The following is a 20642-nucleotide window of genomic DNA, read 5'->3' as shown; positions in this document are numbered from 1 at the left end:
AAATCGAAGATTTTGCAAACAGCTCTTGAGCTTTTCTCGAGCCAAAGACGTAGGTTCGCCCCGGAGAACGCCCCCGGCAATTTCGGCTTCCTGGGCCGCGATCTGTGTTCGATCATCGGCGACCCGCCGTGTGGCTGCTTCAAGTGCGGAGAACTCTGCCATTGCTCATCATAGCACAGTCCGAAGATGAAACTGAGATAGTTTGAATGCGCCTTCATGAGTTCTGGCCGCGCCTTCACAAACTCCGTGTTTACGAAAGGTCGTGGTCGCACCGGCAGGAAGCGTGTTGCCATCTGCTCGTATGCGGTTCCGTGCACGCTCGTGCTTACACATTCGCTTGAAACTTGCGGTCATGGCCGACAGGAGCGAGTGCGTGCTTCGTCACGTCGTAACCGCGCGCCGAATTTGGAAACGGCAGGGTCATCTTGCCACCGCCTGTTTTTCAGGCGATCACGACGCCGTCTGCGATATCCCCCTGCATTCGGCGAAGTGCCGGTGGCAAAAGATCGTCTCGACGTTTCAGCGCCGACAACAATTCGTTTTCCGAGGATATGCCATTTCGAAATTCCGATTTGAGAAAGGTAAGCGCGGCACGCTTTTCTTCCGGGTCTGCAACAGCGTGGCTGCCCCGAAAGCCGGCACTTCGAAGGACCGTCCTGATAAGGCCGATGTTGGTTGAATCATCAATTTCTGACAAATGAGTGGAAGACATGACGTCCTCCTTCCTGGGGCTAGGGTAATTGCCCTCAAACAGCAGCGCCCGTAACATGGCTACCGTCGCCTCCAACGTGGTTACGATAGCTGCAGTTTGCAATGATGCGCGCGGCGGCGAACGTGGCATCACGCCGCCGACGATGCATCGAGAGCGACCAGGGCGCTACTCGATAATTCCGCCGTGAAGACGGAGAACGGTGAGGCAGAGCCATAACCGGCGTCAACTCAGCTGTTCTTGGAACTCGTTTTGATCCGCCTTCGTTCCAAATCAGGCGTGAATTCTAGAAAACACAGCTCTCGACATCAGGAATGCTCGAAAGTTCTTTATGCGTTCACGTAGGTATTAGTAGGCGTTAATAAATAAAAATATTGAAATTATTGAGCTATGCGAAATCAAAATGGATAATATCTCCAAATAATACATCCTTTTTCAATCAATTGTATTCCGGGTGCAATAGTATTATAATTTAATTCTGCCAACAATTCACCTGGCTCTCAACCGAAAGGTTGGAATTCAACACGTTCAAACGCCAAAATATCCGGCGGGATGCGCTTGAGACGACCAGACGCGCCATCGAGAAAAATACGATCAGCGAAATCGCAGAACGCGCCGAAAAAACCGTTTGCCTTCGATAGAGGCGCAGCATGCCTAACTGCAACAAAAGAAGCGAGCGCTGCCGGAACCTCGGGCACACCCGCCGCCCCTAACGGGGACACCGTGTGTTCCGCTCTCGAGCAATCCATCAATTTGTGAAGCTAGCGACGTCTTGGGCAGTTCCAGCAGAGGGTTCTGGGTCTGAAATTGCCAAAAAAAGAGCATCTCCGTACTCAAACAAAACGGAAATGCTCTTCGTAGTTTAGTGCGGAGCCATACTTGTCAGCTCCACACCGCTCGCAACTGAATTCTCGGCTATTCGTCTGATGTCGCCGGTGCGGCGTTCTCCAGAGAGGTGCGGATTTGATCGATCTTTCCGGTTGCATCGCCAACCCCCAAGATGGTTTTGGCTTCGTCCAAAACCGCCGGGCTGACTTCACCGGTTTTCGTCGTTGAAGCCAATGCGTCCTCCAGCGCCTGATCCCCCAACAGAGGGTCATCGACTGCAGGCTCGATTCCGTTGTCGAGTTCATACTGGGCATAAGCCACGGCATAGGCCGCGATGGCAGTCATGCGTGGATCCGACGTATGCATCAGTGCCTTATAGTTACGCTTCAAGGAGTTCAGACCCGCAAGCTGCGCCGACAGGTTTTTTTCTTTCGTGCCGATTTTAGTCTCGTCTGCCTTCGCGGACTTCGATTTGCTTGCCGCCTCTGTGGATTTGCCTTTCACGCCTTGAGATTTGGAGTTGCCGTGGGTTGAACTGCCACCCTGGCTGCTGCTGCCGTGGTTGCCACTGTTTCCACTGCCGCCGCCGTGACCGCCGCCATTGCCCCCGCCGTTGCCGCCACCGTTTCCACCGCTCTTTGCCAGTGCGGCCATATCAATTCCTGCAATCGTTGCCGGGCTCGCTGCAAGAGCCAGCGAGAGCGCGGCTAGGGACGCTAAGGTTGCTATCCGCATTGTTTTCCTCCGAGTCGGATCAAGCGCCGTGCAGATACACGGCTTGAGTAGATACGAGAGGTTAGACGGTGATCGCCCATTGCACATCGGACCGAGGTCCGATGCCGGCCCCGGCAATGGTCTTAGAAGACCTGAAATGATTAACGATTCCTTCTTCGCCCGAAGCGGCCATCGGTTTGAGCTCATTGCTGCTCAGCTTTTCCGGTCGGCCCGAGAAACGGCTTCCTCGATTAGAGTCGTCACGCAATCATCGTCGCGTCAGATGGACGCCTGCGAGCGTGCAGCGGACCGATCCACCGGCGCGTTCGATCGTCGGGATATCAAGCGCGACCAGTTCGGCGCTTTCTTCGATCGTGTCGCGTTGATCCCGGCTTAGGGACGCAAACGCCGTCGTCGAGAGCGCAAGGATACGCCCCGCCTTTCCCTGGAGTTCGAGAGCGTTGCCGGCGAAGGAGGCGATCTGATCGTTGGTGAGTGCGATGACGCCGCGGCCGGAGCGCTCCAGTCTTAGAACGACCTCCCGCCGTCTTGCTGCATCGGTCATCATCTCCAATCCGATCATGGCGAAGTCGGTGGCGATGCACATCAGGACATTGGTGTGATAAACGGCGACGCCGTTTCCATCCCGCGCGTCGAATACCATCGGCTCGAAGTTGAAGTGGGTCGAGAAGCGTTCCAGCGCGATCGGATCGGTGCGGTCGGAGCGGACGGCATAGGCCACCCGATCGATGTGATCGAGAACCATGGCGCCGGTGCCCTCGAGAAACAGTCCGTCCGGCTCGAGGCCGGAATAGTCGATCACCTCCTGCACCCGATACTGGCTCTTCAGCATTTCGATGACGTCGCTGCGCCGCTCGCGCCGGCGACTGACGGCCTTCATCGGATAGATCGCCACGTGACCGCCGGCATGGGTGGAAAACCAGTTGTTGGGAAAGACCGAATCCGGTGTCTCGGTACCCGTGTCGTCGAAAAGATGCACGTTCACGCCATGGCTTCTGAGCACATCGGCCGCCCGGGTGATTTCGTCATAGGCCGCCAGTGAAAGGTCTTCCGTCGTATCCGGGCTGGTCTGGAACAGGTTGTCGATGGCGGTTTCGGTATTCACGGTGAAGTGGTGCGGCCGGACCATGACGACTGCAGAGGGCGCCTGGACGGAATATGTGACGTGTCTTGGCATCATCCGTGCTCCTATGCCTGCCTTGCTCGCTGCAACATGCCGAACAGGTCGCGCGGATCGTCCGGATCGGCGATGATATCGAGGTCCTGGTAAAGCCCGGTCTCCCTGAGCCTGTCACGGACATAACGAAGAGCGGAAAAATCCTCGATCGCGAAACCGACGCTGTCGAACAGGGTGATTTGACTGGCATCGCGGCGACCGGTCGCCTGTCCCGTTACAACCTGCCAGAGTTCGGTGACGGGATAGTCGGCATCCATCTGCTGGATCTCGCCCTCGATGCGGGTCTGTGGCGGATATTCGACAAAGGTGTCGGCGCGCAACAGGATGTCGCGGTGCAGCTCGGTCTTGCCCGGGCAGTCGCCGCCGATGGCATTGATGTGGACGCCGGAGCCAACCATGTTGTCGGTCAGGATCGTCGCGTACTGCTTGTCGGCGGTGCAGGTCGTAATGATATCGGCATTTTCGATAGCCGATTGGGACGAGTTGCAGGCGGTCACCGTCAGCCCCGTGCCTGCAAGGTTTCGGACCATCTTTTCCGTTGCCAGCGGATCGATGTCGTAGAGCCGGATGTGATCGATGCCGCAGACGGCTTTCATGGCAAGCGCCTGGAATTCCGCCTGGGCGCCATTGCCGATCATGGCCATGGTGCGGGCACCCCTGGGTGCGAGGTGCCGCGCGGCCATGGCTGAAGTTGCGGCGGTTCTCAGCGCCGTCAGCAAGGTCATTTCGGTGAGCAGCACCGGATAGCCGGTCGAAACTTCCGCCAGGAGGCCGAAAGCGGTCACGGTCTGCAGGCCTTGCGCCATGTTCTTCGGATGGCCATTCACATATTTGAAGCTGTAGATTTCGCCGTCCGAGGTCGGCATCAGCTCGATCACACCTTCGCCGGAGTGAGAGGCGACGCGCGGGGTTTTGTCGAACGATCCCCAGCGGCGGAAATCTGCCTCGATGACGTCGGTAAGTTCGGTCAATACGGTTTCGATGCCGATGTGGTGGACAAGACGCATCATGTTCTCGACGCTGACGAAGGGTACGAGAGCTTTTTCCGATGGAAGGGGCGACGACATGCTGAGTTCCTCCTGCATATGCTCGAGGAGAAAGACTAACCGTCCCACATGTTGGCCGAAAGCTCAAATCTGTGCTAATTCCGGCAGTAAATTGTGCAATTCGTTCAGTTCATTTACGCGAATTTACCAGGGAGGCAATATGACCATCGCGAAATACGCACCCGACGATCTGGATCGCCGGATTATCGCTCACCTCCGCGCCGATGGGCGCGCTTCCTTGAGCAAGCTTTCCGATGCACTCGGTGTCGCACGCGGCACAGTTCAGAACCGCCTGGATCGCCTGATGGAGACGGGTACGCTGCTCGGCTTCACCGTCCGGGTGCGGGAGGACTACGACGTCAACGCCGTGCGTGCCGTGATGATGGTCGAGGTTGTCGGCAAATCGACGACTCAGGTCATACGAAAGCTCCGTGGCCTGACGGAAATTTCAGCGCTGCACACGACCAACGGCAACTGGGACCTTGTCGCCGATATCCGGGCCGCAAGCCTTGCCGACTTCGACCGGGTTCTACGCGAGGTGCGCATGATCGACGGTGTCGCAAACAGCGAGACCAGTCTCCTCCTCAGCAGCGTCTGAGGGCTGCCGAGCGTGGTCGATGCGGATCGCCATCACGACGGGCCGGCGCTGCGGGGGATGGCGAAGAAGCCGAGGGATGCTGCTCAAATTCGGCGGCTGTTGCCGTGGCTTCGATTTATGATGGCGCGTCGAGGTGTGAATTGGCTTTTCCCCCCGAAAGAGGATCACGCCAAGCGCAAATCGAGAAGCGGGTGTAGCTTCTTCAGATTCGGGAGGGACTTCGCTTGCCAAGGATATTGATTGGTGCCTTTGACAACGAGCAGGAGGTCGCCCATTTTTCTGGCTTCAATAGTCAGCTTAGCCAAGAGATTTATGCCAGAGGAATTGAGGAATTCGAGACCCGTCAGGTTGAACGTCACCTGTTTGTGCCCCTCATGGAGCAGGCCGAATACCAATGAGTAAATCGGCGCATAGGCGTCCGGTCCCGCCAGCCTGAATACGCCATCGAAATAGACCTCGTTTTTCTCAGCCCATACGCGGAAGTTTTCGTCGCTGATTTCCATTCTTCGCTCACAGATTGGAGGAGGGCGGCATCGCCACGGCTGCAGTCGTCGTCAGTATGACACGCTGGTCATTATTCTCTTCGAATGCCCATGCCATTTTTGCATCGTAATCGCTCAGAAGGGTCAGCAACCCCAAGCCCGAACCGCTTTCTGCCGATATGGCATTGGTTTCGATTTGCTCAAGAAGAAGTTCCCCGGGGTCCCTCGATTGAAGGCGATGCAGCAGTTGCTGAAAGCGAGAGGATGTCACGCCATCGACCGTGTTCTTCACCCTGATTAAAAAAGTACCGTCGAATATGCCGGCTTCAATGAGGATCTCCCCAGGCTGTCGAAACTTAACGGCATTTTCGATCAGCTCATTGCTGAGATATCCGATGTCATGATGGGCCTGTACATAGTCTTTCCGTGACCGTGAATAGGGCAGAGCCATGACTTCCGCTATAAAGTCTGAGGTCATTCCGGAGTGCTTCCATCCAAGCTGAAGCGGTCCATCGCTTAACGTGAGGCGAGTGCACGAATCCAAGCTTATGCCTGCCAGAGAGTCGATACCATATACCGTGGGCGTCATGTCTCACCTATGTCGCACTGCGAGAAGCGTGATGTCGTCGTAGATCTTCTGCGATCCGATGAAGAGCATTAATGTCGCTATAATTCCGGCAACGACTTTCTCAGCGCTCTGATCCTTCAAGCGCAGTGCTTCGCGGCACAGACGTTCGATGCCAAAGAGTTCTCCAGCGTCATTTTCGGCTTCTGTTATGCCGTCCGTATGCAGGAGTATGAGGTCCCCCGTCTCGAACGCTATTTCACGGGTTTTGATGAACGCAGAAATATCGGCTTCCAGCCCGATCGGTATGCCCAGATCCATGGTGTCTATGCGCTCGACCTCGCCGTTTGCCCGCACGACGACAACTTCCTCGTGTTGTCCCGACAGGATCATCTCTTTTCCGTCGTAGTCAAGAAACGCCAGAGTGAGATGCTTGTCGATTTTAGTTCTCACGATATTTTTAAACAGGGCGCTGTTCAGGTCTGTGAGAAATTTGACGGCATCGGTGTTTCCTGCTTCCTGCAGGGCGCGGGCGACGGACTGAACCATCAACATCAGCACGCCGCTTTCGAGCCCGTGTCCGGTGACGTCGCCGATGCCAATCTTCAACCGATTTCCGCTCTTCAATACGTCGTAATAATCGCCGCCGACTTCCTCTGCAGGCCTCATATAGGCTGCGATCTCAAGGGCCTGAAATTCCTCAAGTTCCTGGTGCAGCGGAAGAACCATGAGCTGGATCCTCTCGGCGACGGCCAACTCTGTGCCGAGACGTCGATTTTCTCGCTGGAGCTGTGCATTAAGCGTCGAAATCTCTTCCTTTGCATCTTCGATTTGAGCGGTTCGCTCTTCGACGAGCTGCTCGAGATTTTCGGTGTGATAGCTGATCTGCTCAGCCATCCGGTTGAATGCTTCCCCAGCCTCGCCGACCTCATCTTTGCTTGATATGGCCACCCTGACCGAATAATCCTTCGCTTGTATCCGTTTGGCGGCATCTGCAAGTGCACTGATTCCGCCCGTTATTCGTTTCGAAGCCGCAAATACCGCGATCGTCACAATAAGCAGCGACATTAAGATCGCCAGAATTTGGTAGAGCACGATCCGATTGGTAGCTTCTGAAATCTTGGCCTGGGCCGCATAGAGGGAGGCCTCGATTTCCCGTTCAGGCACAACCACTCCAAGAGACATCGCCTCTTGCCGAACCGGGCCGCTGAGCCAGAGATTGGTCGCGGGGAGTTTCTTCACGATAAAGATGTACGGGACCTGGTTGCCTTCCTGCTGCAATAACAAACGTTGGATGCCCTGTTCACGGTCAAGGGCCAGTTTTGCTATCGCAGGCTGGGAGCTTCCCTTCAAGGAGCGCTCCAGTCCGGTCACTCCGGTCCCGCTCGCATCGCTCGCAGAACGCAAACCGAGCGTTTTTTCGCCTGTGCTGTTGATCGCCACGACGTTTCCGTCGGACATTGCGAGGAATCCAAAGCCCGACTGGGCCACTTTCACGTTTTCAACAGTCTGCGCGAGCTGGTCGAGTGTAATGTCCGCGCCAGCCGTCCCGGCGACATCCTTCCTGTCGGCTGTCCACAATGGATGAAAGAAACTGACGATCAATTTTCCGGTAATGGCATCGGTATAGGGAGCTGTCTGGGTTATATCGTCCGCAACCGGCCGCGTTTTCATATCCTTGGCCCAGCCCTGCCAGGACTCATAAAGTCCAGGAAAAAAGAAGTCCCAGAAATTGGCCTCGTTATGACCCGGATAAAGGCGGTCGAAGGTCTGAGCCTGGTCGGTATAGGGCGCTGTCCTGAAGATTGGTCGTTCTTTCGATCCGATGTAATACATCTGCAGCTTTGAAGCACCGCGCTGCAGCAGGCTCGGGGCAACGAGGTCTAGAACCGCGCTCGTCTGGATATCGCTCTGGACGTCGGGCCTTGGCTGATGGTCTTGTCCGAGCAAGTAACCCCAGACGCTCACAACCGAGGCAGAGCCCGGAGCGTTCTGAGACCAGTTCGCCTTCTGATCGTAGGACAGGCTGACGCTGCCAGGCGATGTGCGTGCTATTGCCGCGCCGACGTCGGAATTACGCTCGGGATCATCGATCTGCGCCTGGAGCACACCTGCCAAGGTGCCGACGTCGTTATGAACTTGCCGCAGGAGCAAACTCACCTGGGCTGCGGTGGAATCGGCATATGTGCGGATATATTCCTGGCTTGCCGCTTCAAGGCCCTGTCCGACTTCCAGGGTTGCGTCGCGCGATAGCCTCTGAACGTTCCAAAGCGCCAGTCCACCGCTGACCAACAGATCAAAGAGGACAGCTCCACCGACGACCAAGATGAATTTCGCCCGAAATGAGCCTAGTCTTGCCGGTCTCTTCGACGAGCTCTTGTCCATCATAGCGGCTTTCGGCCGGAAGCTGCCCAGATCGGCCAGCCTGCATAGCCCTTGGGGTGAAGAGCAGCAAAGACATGATCTTTGAAACCCTGCCGGAACCTGCGAATGAAATCCAATGAGTCGCCCCTTCGAACGGCCATCTCACCTGCGTAGACATTTTCCCAAGCTTCGATGATGTCTGCGAAGTCTTGGGGATCCCCGTCCAGGTTCGTGACCATAAAGGAATCGACCTTGATGTTATCGAAACCCGCGTCGGCGAGGAGATGGCGGCTTTTCGGCCCCATCTCGACATCCATGTCGAAGTACCTGAACAGTTTGGCGACTTCCTCGTAAGTCCATCTTATTGTTTCAGCATGTGGTTCGCCCAGACAATGTGAATTTTTTTCGTTCGTGATGTAGACACGGCCGCCAGGCTTGCAGATGCGGTAGAGCTCCCGCAGCAGCATCTCGGGACGGTTGAAGATCTGCAGCGAATGTCGGCAGGTCACAAAGTCAAATTGATTGTCTCGCAGCAGCATTTGGGAGGCGTCACCGTAGGTGTACTCGATTCCCTGGAGATCGAAGTCGGCAGCGACCCTGCGAGCATATTCGAGGCTGCGCACGGAATGATCCAGCGCGACAAGGCGTGCCGGTTTAAATTCCCTCTGTATCAAGGCCGCGAAATCACCAATTCCGCAACAGATATCGGCGATGACAAGACCGTTGTGCAGGCCGTGGCGAGGCAACAGTTCACGTTCGTGCCTCCATGTCATTTTCGTCTGGGTGCGCAGAATGGGGATGAAAGTCTCATCCTCGACAAAGCTCTGGCCTGGATAAAATGCCGAATCGTAGACTTGAACCGACAGGTTTGGTTGTGCTGCCGCCAGCGTCTCGAACAAAGAGGTCGACCATGCCACCACGCTCGACGTAATGATGATGATCTTCCGTTCCGGTCTGATCCGGCAACTTGCCGCGAGTATATCGGAGAGGGCCGCGAAGGCAGTCATGTTGATGTGCGTCAGACGTTTGACATTGACATAAACGACCCCGCTGTATTTTTCCAAACTTTGCTGCACCAGCTTGAGGGCGTCGGCGATTTCAGCGGCGCTTTCGGGCCGTATCTTGCCAGACAGCAACAGCTCCTGATTTGTCGGATCAAAATGAACAGTGAAGGGTAGGGGAAGCAGGCTCATTGGAAGTCCTCGGTCGAGGGGAAATCCGCAATGATTTGAATCCCTTGTCTGCCGTCTTTCTCAATTCGGATCGTGGCGCGGAATATTGCTGCCAAATCGCTGAGCAAAACCGTCCCGTCGGACTTCATCACCACGTATCCAGAGCCGGCGCCGGGGACAGGCTGGTGTTCGCTTGCTCTAGATGCTTCCTCGCAAGGAAACGTAATTCTCAGCCGATTGAATGTCGCATTCCGGTAGAGACTGAAACTGATCCTTCCCAGCTCGCTCGTCGAACGGAAAGCAAGTTCAATGAGCTCGTTCGTCGCGACGGAAAGAAAATTGGAATATCGAGCGGGATCGCTATGACCTTGGCCGAGAATGTCTGAGAGATATTCCGTAATCTTGTCGCAAAACTGCCATCGGGATTTGAACATTGCAACGTTCAGTTCCAGCGATACCATCGGCGCAAATGCATGGTCATCGAAGCTAGCTGCTTCCTGTTCCAATACACCCTCCCTTCTTTTACCTGGGGCGTCAGGTTGATGCTGCGATCTCTAAAGGCATGGCGAAAATCGGTTGTTCACTGTGGTAGCACAGGGCTTACGGATGTTTCCGCCCGGTTGATGAACTCGGCAATCGCCTGGACCGGAAGCGGCCTGCTAATCAAATAGCCTTGAAGTCTGTCGCAGCCCACACTGCGCAACCATTCCGCCTGACCTGGCGTCTCTACCCCTTCGGCTGTCACCTGCATGTCGAGGTCATGTGCGAGGTTGACGACGCAGCGGACGATTGCCTGGCCTTTCAGATCGCTTTCGAGGTCGGTGATAAAATATTTGTCGATTTTGATCGTGTCGAAAGGGAATGTCTTCAGATAGCTGAGCGAAGAATATTCGGTCCCGAAATCATCAAGCGAGATTCGTATCCCTAGCACGTTGAGAGTATTCAGGGTGTCGATATTGTTGACGGTCCGCTCAAGGAGCACGCTTTCGGTTATCTCAAGCTCTAGACGGTCGGGCGGCAACCCGATCAAGTCTAGCGTTTGGGATACCCGATCAGTGAGGCCGCTTGTCAAGAATTCAGCCGCGGACAAATTGACCGCGACGATATAGTTCTGCGGCCACTTCATTGCCTCGCGACATGCCTGCTCCAAAACCCATGCACCTATTTCCGGCATCATTCCATCGGCCTCGGCCATCGGAATAAATGCCGTTGGTGGGATTTTTCCAAGTAGAGGGTGGTTCCATCTGAGCAATGCTTCGAAGCCGACAATGCTGCCACCCTCGGCGATGGGTTGGTACTCAACAGAGAATTGTTCTTGGACCAGGGCCATGCGAAGGCTGCGGCGCAGCAGTTCGCGTTGTTCCAGCAACTCAAGCATTGACGGATCAAACGGTCTTGCGCGACCGCGCCCGTCCTTCTTCGCGGCGTAGAGTGCGACGTCGGACGCCTTCATCAGCTGCTCCGGAGTTGTACCGTCCGGCGGAGCAGCAGATATGCCGATACTGGCACCGACAAATAGCGCGATGCCATCTATCGTGAAGGGCTTTTTGAATGCATCAACCAAAGCTTCCGCTAACTGGTGGCCTTTGGCGGGATGTCCCGGGCCCCTTGATATGACGGTGAATTCGTCACCCGCCAATCGATAGGCTCTGTCGTCCCTGGTAAGGCACTCTTGGATGCGGCTTGCAGCGAGCTGAAGAAGCTTGTCGCCGGCTGGATGCCCAAGCGTGTCGTTAACAGGTTTGAAATCGTCAAGATCGAGTTGCATCAGGGACAGGGTCTCGTTCGAGCCCGCGGTCTCCCGTAGCAATACAGTGAGGTCCTCGCTGAACTGGCGTCGGTTCGGCAGTCCAGTGAGCGGATCGTGGGTGGCCAGATGCAAAAGGGTTGCGCGCTCATCGTCGATGGATTCCTCGGACCGAACCACGGCAAACAGATCTCCGATCCGATAGATCGTCAGTCCGTGCGACGCTGGCGTGCCAAGATCACCCGATATTCGCAGAGGCTGGGCACTGTCGCCCAAGGAACGGAGGGCGAGCGTAATCGCCGATTTGTCCAATTCTGGAAAATGCTCCCAAAACGACGCTGCTGGTTTGACAGAAGCAGGCAGCTCATTGCCCAACAAATTCTCGACGGGATTGAAATCGCGGTCAAAGAACAAAAGCCGGTCGATCGAGCTCGAAGTTTTTGCCTCTGTTTGTCCGAGGGCCGAGCGGGCCGCACGAATTTTCTGCATGTCCGAGGCCCTCCCTAGTCGCTTGTCATAACCAGATATCGTAGCAAATCAGCTCCCACACAACTTGTGCACGCCAAGATTTACATTAGGCATTTCTGATTAACAATCCCCAACTCTGCCCAACTCGCGCTCGGATGGGCTTATGCCACGTCTTTATTACTGCGACCCAATTCCATCATCGATTCAACGCCGACCCTGCGATGAGCTGCGGGCACGGGATCTCACGCGGGGGATCCGCACGCCGTCATGAACCAGTCGATAAAGCGGCGCACCGGCTTTTTCGTCCAGCTGTTCGATATGACGTAATAGCCCTGGTTCTCTGCTGTCGCGATGTCGGAAAGCACCAGCAGGTCGTCGCGCTCGATCTCGCGGCGGAACACCTCGACGGGGCAGAGGGCCACGCCATGGCCGGCGATCACGGCCGTCGCCAGCATGTTGAAATCCTGGAATATCGGGCCTCGAAGCGGTTCCGGCGCTTTCTGGCCGGCCTTGCGGAACCATTCCTTCCAGCCGTCGACGGATTCGTCGTGCAGCAGATCGGCGCCGGCGAGTGAGACGTCGTCAATCGTCCAGTTGCGTTTGGCAAGGTAATGGCGGCTGGCGACGGGCTGATTGCGGCGCGAGAAGAGCAGGCGGCTTTCCCTGCCGCCGCTCAGATCCTCGCCCATGGTGATCAGCACGTCCAGGCTCTCGTCGTCGAAGCGTTCTTCGGCACGCGCATAGACGATCCTGACGTCGAGATCGGGGTCACTCTCCTGGAAGGAGGGCAGGGCCGGGACGAGCCAGCGCGATGCAATCGAGGGAATGCAGCCGACGGTGACGGTGCGCATGTCGTGATCGCGCCTCATGTTGCCGGTCGCATGCGCGATCGCCGCCAGCGATCCTGACACGGCGCGGTAATATTCGCCGCCGGCTGCGGTCAGCGCAACGCCGCGGCCTGATTTCTGCAACAGCTTGCGGCCGAGCCAGGTCTCCAGATGCTTGATCTGATGGCTGATCGCCGCATGGGTAACGTGCAGTTCGTCGCCCGCTTTCGAAAGGCTCATCAGGCGGGCCGTGGCTTCGAAAGCGCGCAGGGCGTTCAACGGCGGCAATTGCATTTGTAAAATTTCCTCACAGATGACGCAGAAATCATCAATTGAAAATGCCAGCTATTTCAATAGCTAATTGTTGTGGGCGATGAAAATAATCATCGCTGTATCTTCAATAATTTATCAGGAGAATCGGCGATGTTCGTCAGAAATCTGAAGGAGGTGGAGCTCACCGAGCGTTTCGTCGACTGGGGCAACGGCACGAGCCACCGCTTGCTGACTAAAGACGACGGCATGGGTTTTACGGTGTGCCATACCGTCGTTCGCGCCAATAGCGAAGCCCTGCTTCAGTACCGCAATCATCTGGAGGCCTGCTATTGCATCAAGGGCGAGGGCGAAGTGGAGGATATGGACGGCAACGTCTTTCCGATCCGCGCCGGTGATATCTATGTGCTGGACAAGCACGACCGGCATTATTTGCGCGGCGGCAAGGATCAGGATCTCGTTCTCGTCAGCATCTTCAACCCGCCGCTGACGGGCACCGAACGGCACGACCTGAACAACAAGAGCGGGTCGCAATACTGAACCAGAGCATTTTGCCGAAAAGTGTGAGCGGTTTTCGGCATCCTGGTCTAGCCGATCTCTTCGTCGACTGCCGAGATGGAAAGCAGAGCCCGGCAAATGGCGGGCTCTGCTGCCGGCGCGAACGGCAAGACATCCGCAGCCTATTCATGGCGACTTAAGCACTGCCTATTGCTGCGGCTGCTGCTGCCCCTGCTGCGGCTGCTCCTGGCCCGGCGGCGGCGTGCCTATCTTTTCCAGAACCTTCTTGGCCAGAGCCGGGTCGCTTTGCGCAGCCGTCAGGATCGACGAGTATTCCTCGACGGAGATATCGGGAGAAGCTTGGACGGTATCGACCATCTGCTTCTTGGCTTCCTCCTGCAGTTGTTGCTTGGCAGTCTCGTCCTTCGTCGCGCCGATCTTGGCCGAATATTCCTGCCTCACCTTGTCGACCTGCAGATAGGCAACGGCGAAGGCCTCGATTTTCTGATCGCTGACGGCTGCTGTCGCACCGTTGCCACCGGGCTGTCCCTGCATCGGTGTCTGGCCTTGCGCCGGCGGCTGCTGTTGCGCCTGGGCCATGTCGACAGCGGATGCCGGGCTGAAAGCAAGCAGACTGAAGACCACAGTGCTCAATGTTGCGACAGATGTGTAACGATTGATCATATTCATTCCTCTTCAAGTGCGTGATTTGATCGGCAGCAAGACCGCCTCGGTCGATCGCTCGGCCGCTCAAAGGCCGGCGAAGTCGCGACGATGGGACCTTTAAGAGGGTACGGTGCGGCGGTAACGGGGCGATTTGCTGACGATTGAGCGGCGGCTTTGTGACCGCCGCCCCGTTGGCACGCGCGGAAAATTCCAGTCATTGTCGAACTCTGTAGCCCGGATCTTCGGCGGCGTTCATCGCTGATCTGGATGCAGAAATGCCGCCAGGAACGTCGCGACGGCCGCCTCGGCGTGGCGGCGAATCTCCTGTTTCGTCGGAATGGCTGCATCGCCCAGCATCATCACCCGGTTGACGGGGTCCGCCATCACCAGCCAGTTGAACTGTGACGCGGCGACCGTTGCATCGGAGAACTGCAGCAGCTTCTTACCGGCCAATTGTTCGAAAGCGCTGCCCATGACTTCGAGCGCCCGTGCGGGGCCGCGCGTGTAAAGCACCTTGGCGAGTTCCGGGAAGCGTTGCGCCTCGGCAATCACAAGCCGGCGCAATTGCATCAGCCCTGGCGTCAGGACGATGGCGAGCTGGCGGACAGCGTAGTCAAGGAGATAAGCTTCCAGCTGGGCGCGGTTTTCCACCTGGGGGAGGCCGGTGTGAACGGCGGTATCTGCCTCACCCATCATCTGGGTGAGCACCGCGACGAACAGCGCCTCCTTGCTGGAGAAGTGTTTGTAGACCGTCTGCTTGGACACGCCGGACCGGCTGGCGATCTCGTCCATGCTGGCTCCGGCATAACCGGTGCTCAGAAAGACTTCGGCCGCGGCACCGACGATCGCCGCCTGTTTGCGCTCCGAACGCGTGCCGGCCCGCCCAAGGGCCAGGTCGGCTTCCATACCCGGTATCAACATTCTCGATCTCCACTCGAACCCTAGTTGACATGATCAAACTGAACCGTCTAGTTCTTATAACGGAACCAAACGGTCTAGTTTGATTTTGCGGCTATCCAGCGATCCTCAACAGCGAGCGATGTCATGAAAAGCAAGACAACCCATCTGACGTGTGCCTGCGGAACCTTTCACCTCGAAGTGCGCGGCGCCCCGATCATCAGCGCGGAATGTCACTGCAAGAGCTGCAGTGACGCGGCCGGAAGGCTGGAGTCGCTCCCAGTGCCGGCGGCGATCCGGACGATCCATGGCGGTACGCGCTACGTGCTTTATCGCAAGGATAGGATCAGCCTTTTGGCCGGAACCGAAAACCTGCGGGAATTCCGCCTCGGACCCAACGCGTCAACGCGACGCGTCCTGGCGTCCTGCTGCAACACGCCCATTTTTCTGGAGTTCGAGGGCGGTCACTGGTTTAGCCTCTACGGCAATCTCTGGAAGCAGGACGAGCTTCCACCCCTGCAATTGCGCACGATGACCCAGAATGCGCACGATCGCGCGAGCGTGCCTGATGACGTTCCTTCCGGCGCACTGGCGACGGCCGGCTTCTATGGCAGACTTCTCACCGCCTGGATTGCGATGGGCTTCAAAGCCCCCGACATCGCAATCAAAGGAGCAATCGATGCCTGACGACGAAAAAATCCTCATTGAAAGCATAACCTCGCCGCATCATACGGAGCGGGTCAACAAGGCCAAATACATGGCAATGCGCCACGCTTTGCTGGCCGCACTCCCCGCGCAGGCACCCGGATTGACTGTGGCAGAGGCAAATATCGCCATCCTGCCGCACCTCTCCGAAGTCGAATTCCCCGGCGGTTCCAAGGCCGGATGGTGGTTGAAGGCCGTTCAGTTGGATCTCGAAGCCAAGCACATCATCCGGCGTGGGCCGGGAAAGCCGGTCAGGCTTTTCAAATGCCTTTGAAACATCTGTCGGCTCAGCCCAGCGAACGGATGTCGCGGGCGACCTCCGTTGTCTGGTTAGGCGTCGGCTAAAGCAATTCTAGCAAACGCCGCGCGGGAGAGCTTGTTTCGCAGCGCAGCCGCTCTATGTCCTGTCCCGTTTCAGCATGAGATTGCAGGCAGTATTTCACCGTAAATCCGGGTGCCGACGGCGTTGTCCGCCGGCCGGCTTGAAGGAGCTGAGCAATGAAAATTCTCATGGTTCTCACATCGCATGATCAGTTGGGAAACACCGGCAAGAAGACGGGATTCTGGCTCGAGGAGCTTGCTGCCCCTTACTTTGTTTTCCGTGGCGCCGGGGTCGATATCACGCTCGCTTCGCCGAAGGGCGGCCAGCCTCCGCTCGATCCGAAGAGCAATGAGCCGGCCTTCCAGACGGAAGATACGCGACGGTTCGAGCGGGACCAGGCGGCAACGGCCGCGCTTGCCAACACCCTGAGGCTGTCCGATATCAAGCAGGCGGACTATGACAGCGTGTTCTTCCCTGGTGGGCACGGCCCACTTTGGGACCTGACGAACGACCGCAATGCGCTGTCGCTCATCGAGGATATGCTCGCGGCGGGAAAACCTGTGGCACTCGTTTGCCACGCACCGGGAATCCTGACGAATGTGAAGGCGCCGGATGGAAAGCCTATCGCCAAGGGCCGGGCCGTCACGGGATTCACCGATTCCGAAGAAGAGGCCATGCACCTGGTTGAAGTCGTTCCCTACCTGCTCGAGGACGTCCTGAAAGAGCAGGGCGCAAAGTTTTCGAAGACGGCGGATTGGGGCGTGCATGTCGTCCAGGATGGCCTGCTGATCACCGGCCAAAACCCGGCCTCGTCAAGACAGGGCGCCCGGACACTGCTTGATGCCTTGAGAAAGCAGGCCGCGGCTTAAGCGCTTCAGCCCTTGGGAACGATTGATGCCCGGGGAGGTCGAGATTTCCTCATTCGGCTTGTGCCAACCCCGGCCGCAGGCGCGTCTCGACGACGTCTGCGCACGACGGCGAGGCAGAGCCAATCGCAAACGTTCGAACACGGGATGGGGGGCATCTGAGATGACCAGGAAATATACCGGGCAATGCTGCTGCGGCGCGGTGAGATTTGCCTTCGACACGGACCCGAACTTTGTCGCCAATTGCCATTGCCTGGACTGCAAGAGGGCAACGGGCGGGGAGGCCGCCACGTTTTTCGCCGTGCCGCAGGAAGATTTCACCGTGATCAGCGGCAGCCCGAAAGCGTTTCATTACATCGCCGATTCAGGCAAAGGGCTCGACCGCAACTTTTGCCCCGATTGCGGCGCGAGGTTATTCAGCAGCAACCTCGAGAGCTTCCCCGGCCTCGTCTTCGTGACGCTCGGCAGCCTCGACCGGCCCGAACTGATCAAGCCGGGGGTCGAAATGTTCACCCGGCGCCGGCTGGCCTGGGCAACGCCGCTCGATCTTCCGCAGTTCGATGGCATGCCTAGTTGAGCCGCGATAGCCCCAAAGCGCGTCGCAATCTTTAAGCAATTTTTCTTGAAGAAAAATTCGATCCGGTGTCGGATTGGCCAAGCCGCGCCCGTCCTAGGTTCGTCCATTCCGTAAATCCAAAAAGGATCACGACCATGCCGAGTACCATACGTCTGCACCGCGTTCTGGCGACCAGCCCGGAGAAAGTCTATCGCGCGTTCCTCGAGGCGGACGCGCTTGCCAAGTGGCTTCCGCCGAACGGCTTCCTCTGCACCGTGCACCATTCGGAACCGGTTGTCGGCGGCACGTTCAGAATGTCCTTCCGCAACTTCACGACGGGCAATAGCCACGCCTTCGGCGGCGAATATCTCGAGCTCGTCCCAGGCGAACGCCTGCGCTACACCGACAGGTTCGACGATCCCAACCTGCCGGGCGAAATGGAAGTCACCGTGACGCTGAAGAAGGTTTTGGTCGGCACCGAGGTGGATATCGTGCAGGCCGGCGTGCCTGATGTCATTCCGCCCGAGGCTTGTTATCTCGGCTGGCAGGAGTCGCTGCGAAACCTCGCCAAGGTCGTCGAGCCCGATATCCAGGAATAGCGCAAGATCGGGCCGGCGGACGATAACCGTCCGGCATCTGCGCCATCAATCAATCTCCATGCCGCGTTTGGTCAGGGCGTTGCGGGCGGCCGCAGCCCCCCAGTCGTCGGAAAGATCCTGCCCTTCGATTTCGGTTTCCGCAATCGGCGTTGCCCGGATCAACGGCGCGGGGCCGAAAGGCAGGCCGTCGATCCGGCCTGCGTCACGGCTGAGCATGATCCGGGTCATCGGGGGGTAATCCTCGGTCAGCCGGCAGAACAGGATGGCGCCATGCTTCTCGACATCGCGGGCGACGCGATAACCGTCCGCCACGAGGTCTCCGATGTTGATCAACAGGTTCGCCCAGTTTTCGATCCCGGCCGCATCCAGCGTCGCGGCGTCGAATTCCATGAAAAGCTCGCATTCGACGCCGTTCTCCGGCTCGGATATGCCGGCCCAGGGTGTCGACAGCCCGTCAGTGGCAAGTATCGACCTTCCCGGCATATGGATAGCGAGGATGCGGCGATGCGGGCCGAACCATTTTGTCTGGGCGTGAATATTGGCCGTTCCGCGCTCAGCGGCAAAGTCCTCCTGGATTGTACCGCGGCTCTGCCAGAAGACGCGCCGCGCTGCGGCAGCGGTTTCGTAGATCGGATCGTCGGGGCCGCGCGGCACGATCGTCCGATCATAACTCGTTTCGAGCGTGATCTCTCCCCGCATGAAGGGGAACTTCGGCTTCTTCCATCGGATTAACACCTTGTTAAAGCGGGCTGCCCCTGATGTACCGAGCTTTTCGACGATATCGGAGATGATATCGAGCGGATGCCTGGAGGCCTCCGGGACATAGTTTCCCTCGGCATCGCGGTAGCCGCCCGTCCGGGAGGAATGCCCTGCCTGCATCGTGGTGGCTGTCCATTCGCCGCTGACCGCGCCCGCCGGCGCTTTGTCGAGAGCCGGCGCAAGTTCCCGGATCGCATCGTCAATCGAATAGGATGCCACGTCGCCCCTCCGCCTTCACCCAAAGATCGTGTCCCTCGCGGCTGCTCGGCCTGCGAGCAGAAGCTAGCGCGGAGGCGTTGCCGATCAATAGCGAGGTGGACGGCGCGAGCAGGGGAGGCGCCCAGATCCCTGGGCGCAGGAGAATTCTTTTACTAGGTGAGGTAAAGCCTGCGGCCCTATTTGCTTCCGTCGTTCGGCCGCGCCTTGGCACTGTCGTTGTTGGTTGACGAGGCGGTCTTTCCGTCCGGTTGCTGGCCGAAATATGTGCCGCCGAGATGGCCGCCGGCGCTGGTGTTCCTCACCTGCCGTTCGGCGCGTTTCTGAAGTTCACGAGCGTTGGTCTTGCTCATTTTTCGGCTCCATGTTTGAGGTGGACCTCTGATCAACCGATGGCGGACGACACGGTTCCCTATTTCCTGCCGGCGCGGTGCCCTTTGCGCAGGCAGTGGGTTTGAGGGAAACGCTCACTCACCCCGCCGTCGGCGCCCCGCTTCGCTGCCGCGCACCCGATGGGAACTGCCGCTGGTTCTCCTCACGAGCCAAGCCGGCAGGCATTTCCGTTTTCTCCAGTGACGGAATGCTCCATTTTTATATGTGGACACGGTTCCTACCCGCCGAAATAGGCGGGATGGTCGATATCGGCGAGGAGGCCGGGCTGTTGCGGCTGCCAGCTGAGCAGCCCGCGGGTATGCTCGCTCGAGGTTGGGATGTCGAAGCCGGCGAACAGGGCGAACCAGCCGAAATGCTCGGCCGCTTCTTCCGGAGAGAGCGACACGGCGGGCACATCGAGCCGTCGGCCGATGACCTCGGCGATCTGCCTGAAGGCAACTCCCTCTTCTGCGACTGCCAGGTACGGGCCACCGACGGCGCCGCGTTCCAGCGCCAGGCGGTAGACGCGGGCGGCATCGAGCCGGTGCACGGCCGGCCAGCGGTTCTGTCCTTCGCCGATATAGGCTGAGACGCCCTTGCGCCGGGCCAAATCGATCAGGATCGGCACGAAGCCGTGGTCCCCATGGCCATGCACCGAAGGCGGGAGCCGGACGGTGGAGGCGCGCACGCCGCGGGCGACCAGCGATACTGCGGTGATTTCGGAGGCGCGAGGGTAGGTCTCCGACGTCGGCATGGGCGGATCCTTCTCGGTGCCGACACGGCCGGGGGCAAAGCCGAGGCCGGCTGTGACCAGTAGCGGACGATCGGAGCCTTGGAGGGCTTCGCCGAGCGCCTCGATGGCGCGCCGGTCGGCGGCGCAGTTCTCGGCAAATTTCGAGAAATCGTGGTTGAAAGCTGTGTGGATCACGGCGTCCGCCTCAGCCGCACCGCTCTTTAGGCTTTCTAGGTCGTCGAGCGTACCGCGATGGACCTCGGCCCCGGCGGCAGTCAGTTGATCCGCTCCCTTGTCCGAGCGGGTGAGCCCGAGCAGCTGATGGCCGGCGGCGATCAATTCATTGACGACGGCTGAGCCGACCCAGCCGGTGGCTCCAGTGACGAATACGCGCATCTGATATCTCCGTTTTTGCTGGAGACACATATCTGCTCTGCCTCTATCATGGTAAAGTAGTGACATTAT

Annotated in this window: 24 protein-coding genes; 7 read left to right on the top strand and 17 right to left on the bottom strand. The window is 58.0% G+C overall.

Annotated elements, in window-relative coordinates:
- Window positions 1-442 precede the first annotated feature (442 nt).
- From RLCC275e_RS13310 to ocd, 5 genes are all read right to left on the bottom strand, one after another.
- Window positions 443-712, bottom strand: a complete 270-nt coding sequence (locus RLCC275e_RS13310) for a hypothetical protein (protein WP_033180809.1) — start codon at window positions 710-712, stop codon at window positions 443-445.
- A 497-nt stretch (window positions 713-1209) separates the two neighbouring features.
- The gene (locus RLCC275e_RS13305) at window positions 1210-1407 is read right to left on the bottom strand and encodes a hypothetical protein (RefSeq protein WP_130668841.1); all 198 of its coding nucleotides are present in this window, start codon (window positions 1405-1407) and stop codon (window positions 1210-1212) included.
- A gap of 217 nt (window positions 1408-1624) precedes the next feature.
- Window positions 1625-2272 carry a hypothetical protein gene (locus RLCC275e_RS13300; protein ID WP_033180808.1) on the bottom strand — a complete coding sequence of 216 codons (648 nt, stop codon included), beginning with the start codon at window positions 2270-2272 and terminating at the stop codon, window positions 1625-1627.
- A 247-nt stretch (window positions 2273-2519) separates the two neighbouring features.
- Complete coding sequence (ctlX, locus tag RLCC275e_RS13295) at window positions 2520-3452, bottom strand: citrulline utilization hydrolase CtlX (protein ID WP_033180807.1); 933 nt, start codon at window positions 3450-3452, stop codon at window positions 2520-2522.
- Window positions 3453-3460: 8 nt separating this feature from the next.
- Window positions 3461-4516 (bottom strand): ornithine cyclodeaminase, encoded by a 1056-nt coding sequence (ocd, locus tag RLCC275e_RS13290; protein WP_033180806.1) that lies wholly within the window; start codon window positions 4514-4516, stop codon window positions 3461-3463.
- Window positions 4517-4655: 139 nt separating this feature from the next.
- Between ocd and RLCC275e_RS13285 the strand changes: the two genes are divergently transcribed.
- Complete coding sequence (locus tag RLCC275e_RS13285) at window positions 4656-5093, top strand: Lrp/AsnC family transcriptional regulator (RefSeq protein ID WP_018242678.1); 438 nt, start codon at window positions 4656-4658, stop codon at window positions 5091-5093.
- A 164-nt stretch (window positions 5094-5257) separates the two neighbouring features.
- Here RLCC275e_RS13285 and RLCC275e_RS13280 read toward each other — a convergent pair whose 3' ends face one another.
- The 7 genes from RLCC275e_RS13280 to RLCC275e_RS13250 form a co-directional block, all read right to left on the bottom strand.
- Complete coding sequence (locus RLCC275e_RS13280) at window positions 5258-5596, bottom strand: slr1659 superfamily regulator (protein WP_003560625.1); 339 nt, start codon at window positions 5594-5596, stop codon at window positions 5258-5260.
- A gap of 7 nt (window positions 5597-5603) precedes the next feature.
- Window positions 5604-6164, bottom strand: coding sequence for a slr1658 superfamily regulator (locus tag RLCC275e_RS13275; protein WP_033180805.1), 561 nt, complete (start codon window positions 6162-6164; stop codon window positions 5604-5606).
- Window positions 6165-6167: 3 nt separating this feature from the next.
- Window positions 6168-8528 carry a SpoIIE family protein phosphatase gene (locus RLCC275e_RS13270; protein ID WP_033180804.1) on the bottom strand — a complete coding sequence of 787 codons (2361 nt, stop codon included), beginning with the start codon at window positions 8526-8528 and terminating at the stop codon, window positions 6168-6170.
- Window positions 8525-9697, bottom strand: a complete 1173-nt coding sequence (locus tag RLCC275e_RS13265) for a class I SAM-dependent methyltransferase (RefSeq protein ID WP_033180803.1) — start codon at window positions 9695-9697, stop codon at window positions 8525-8527. The genes RLCC275e_RS13270 and RLCC275e_RS13265 overlap by 4 nt, the downstream gene beginning before the upstream one ends.
- Window positions 9694-10182 carry a hypothetical protein gene (locus RLCC275e_RS13260; RefSeq protein WP_033180802.1) on the bottom strand — a complete coding sequence of 163 codons (489 nt, stop codon included), beginning with the start codon at window positions 10180-10182 and terminating at the stop codon, window positions 9694-9696. Before RLCC275e_RS13260 ends, RLCC275e_RS13265 begins: the two co-directional genes overlap by 4 nt.
- A 74-nt stretch (window positions 10183-10256) precedes the next feature.
- Window positions 10257-11912 carry a putative bifunctional diguanylate cyclase/phosphodiesterase gene (locus tag RLCC275e_RS13255; RefSeq protein ID WP_033180801.1) on the bottom strand — a complete coding sequence of 552 codons (1656 nt, stop codon included), beginning with the start codon at window positions 11910-11912 and terminating at the stop codon, window positions 10257-10259.
- 221 nt (window positions 11913-12133) lie between these two features.
- A complete protein-coding gene (locus tag RLCC275e_RS13250; RefSeq protein ID WP_033180800.1) occupies window positions 12134-13012 on the bottom strand; it encodes a LysR substrate-binding domain-containing protein in 879 nt (292 codons plus the stop codon).
- Between the two features lie 129 nt (window positions 13013-13141).
- Between RLCC275e_RS13250 and RLCC275e_RS13245 the strand changes: the two genes are divergently transcribed.
- Window positions 13142-13528, top strand: coding sequence for an ectoine synthase (locus RLCC275e_RS13245; RefSeq protein WP_003541014.1), 387 nt, complete (start codon window positions 13142-13144; stop codon window positions 13526-13528).
- Window positions 13529-13693: 165 nt separating this feature from the next.
- Here the strand turns inward: RLCC275e_RS13245 and RLCC275e_RS13240 are convergent, their stop codons facing one another.
- Window positions 13694-14176: a DUF4168 domain-containing protein gene (locus RLCC275e_RS13240; RefSeq protein WP_033180799.1), complete on the bottom strand. Its 483-nt coding sequence runs from the start codon at window positions 14174-14176 to the stop codon at window positions 13694-13696.
- Between the two features lie 228 nt (window positions 14177-14404).
- Window positions 14405-15073, bottom strand: a complete 669-nt coding sequence (locus RLCC275e_RS13235) for a TetR/AcrR family transcriptional regulator (RefSeq protein WP_033180798.1) — start codon at window positions 15071-15073, stop codon at window positions 14405-14407.
- 123 nt (window positions 15074-15196) lie between these two features.
- Between RLCC275e_RS13235 and RLCC275e_RS13230 the strand changes: the two genes are divergently transcribed.
- From RLCC275e_RS13230 to RLCC275e_RS13210, 5 genes are all read left to right on the top strand, one after another.
- Complete coding sequence (locus tag RLCC275e_RS13230) at window positions 15197-15736, top strand: GFA family protein (protein ID WP_033180797.1); 540 nt, start codon at window positions 15197-15199, stop codon at window positions 15734-15736.
- Window positions 15729-16028: a DUF6958 family protein gene (locus RLCC275e_RS13225; RefSeq protein WP_033180796.1), complete on the top strand. Its 300-nt coding sequence runs from the start codon at window positions 15729-15731 to the stop codon at window positions 16026-16028. The genes RLCC275e_RS13230 and RLCC275e_RS13225 overlap by 8 nt, the downstream gene beginning before the upstream one ends.
- Window positions 16029-16252: 224 nt before the next feature.
- Entirely contained in the window at window positions 16253-16945 is a 693-nt protein-coding gene (locus RLCC275e_RS13220; RefSeq protein ID WP_033180795.1) for a type 1 glutamine amidotransferase domain-containing protein, read from the top strand.
- Between the two features lie 160 nt (window positions 16946-17105).
- The gene (locus tag RLCC275e_RS13215) at window positions 17106-17519 is read left to right on the top strand and encodes a GFA family protein (protein WP_033180794.1); all 414 of its coding nucleotides are present in this window, start codon (window positions 17106-17108) and stop codon (window positions 17517-17519) included.
- 134 nt (window positions 17520-17653) lie between these two features.
- A complete protein-coding gene (locus tag RLCC275e_RS13210) occupies window positions 17654-18097 on the top strand; it encodes an SRPBCC family protein (RefSeq protein ID WP_033180793.1) in 444 nt (147 codons plus the stop codon).
- A gap of 45 nt (window positions 18098-18142) precedes the next feature.
- On the opposite strand, the gene RLCC275e_RS13205 is transcribed toward RLCC275e_RS13210, so the two are convergent.
- The 3 genes from RLCC275e_RS13205 to RLCC275e_RS13195 form a co-directional block, all read right to left on the bottom strand.
- Complete coding sequence (locus RLCC275e_RS13205; RefSeq protein WP_033180792.1) at window positions 18143-19075, bottom strand: hypothetical protein; 933 nt, start codon at window positions 19073-19075, stop codon at window positions 18143-18145.
- 176 nt (window positions 19076-19251) lie between these two features.
- Window positions 19252-19425, bottom strand: coding sequence for a hypothetical protein (locus tag RLCC275e_RS13200; protein ID WP_018074344.1), 174 nt, complete (start codon window positions 19423-19425; stop codon window positions 19252-19254).
- A gap of 257 nt (window positions 19426-19682) precedes the next feature.
- Window positions 19683-20573 (bottom strand): SDR family oxidoreductase, encoded by an 891-nt coding sequence (locus RLCC275e_RS13195; protein WP_033180791.1) that lies wholly within the window; start codon window positions 20571-20573, stop codon window positions 19683-19685.
- Window positions 20574-20642 lie beyond the last annotated feature (69 nt).

This window comes from Rhizobium brockwellii (assembly GCF_000769405.2).
Lineage (GTDB): Bacteria > Pseudomonadota > Alphaproteobacteria > Rhizobiales > Rhizobiaceae > Rhizobium > Rhizobium brockwellii.
The sequence above is the reverse complement of the archived record's forward strand: the minus strand, read 5'-3'. Positions and strand labels throughout refer to the sequence as shown.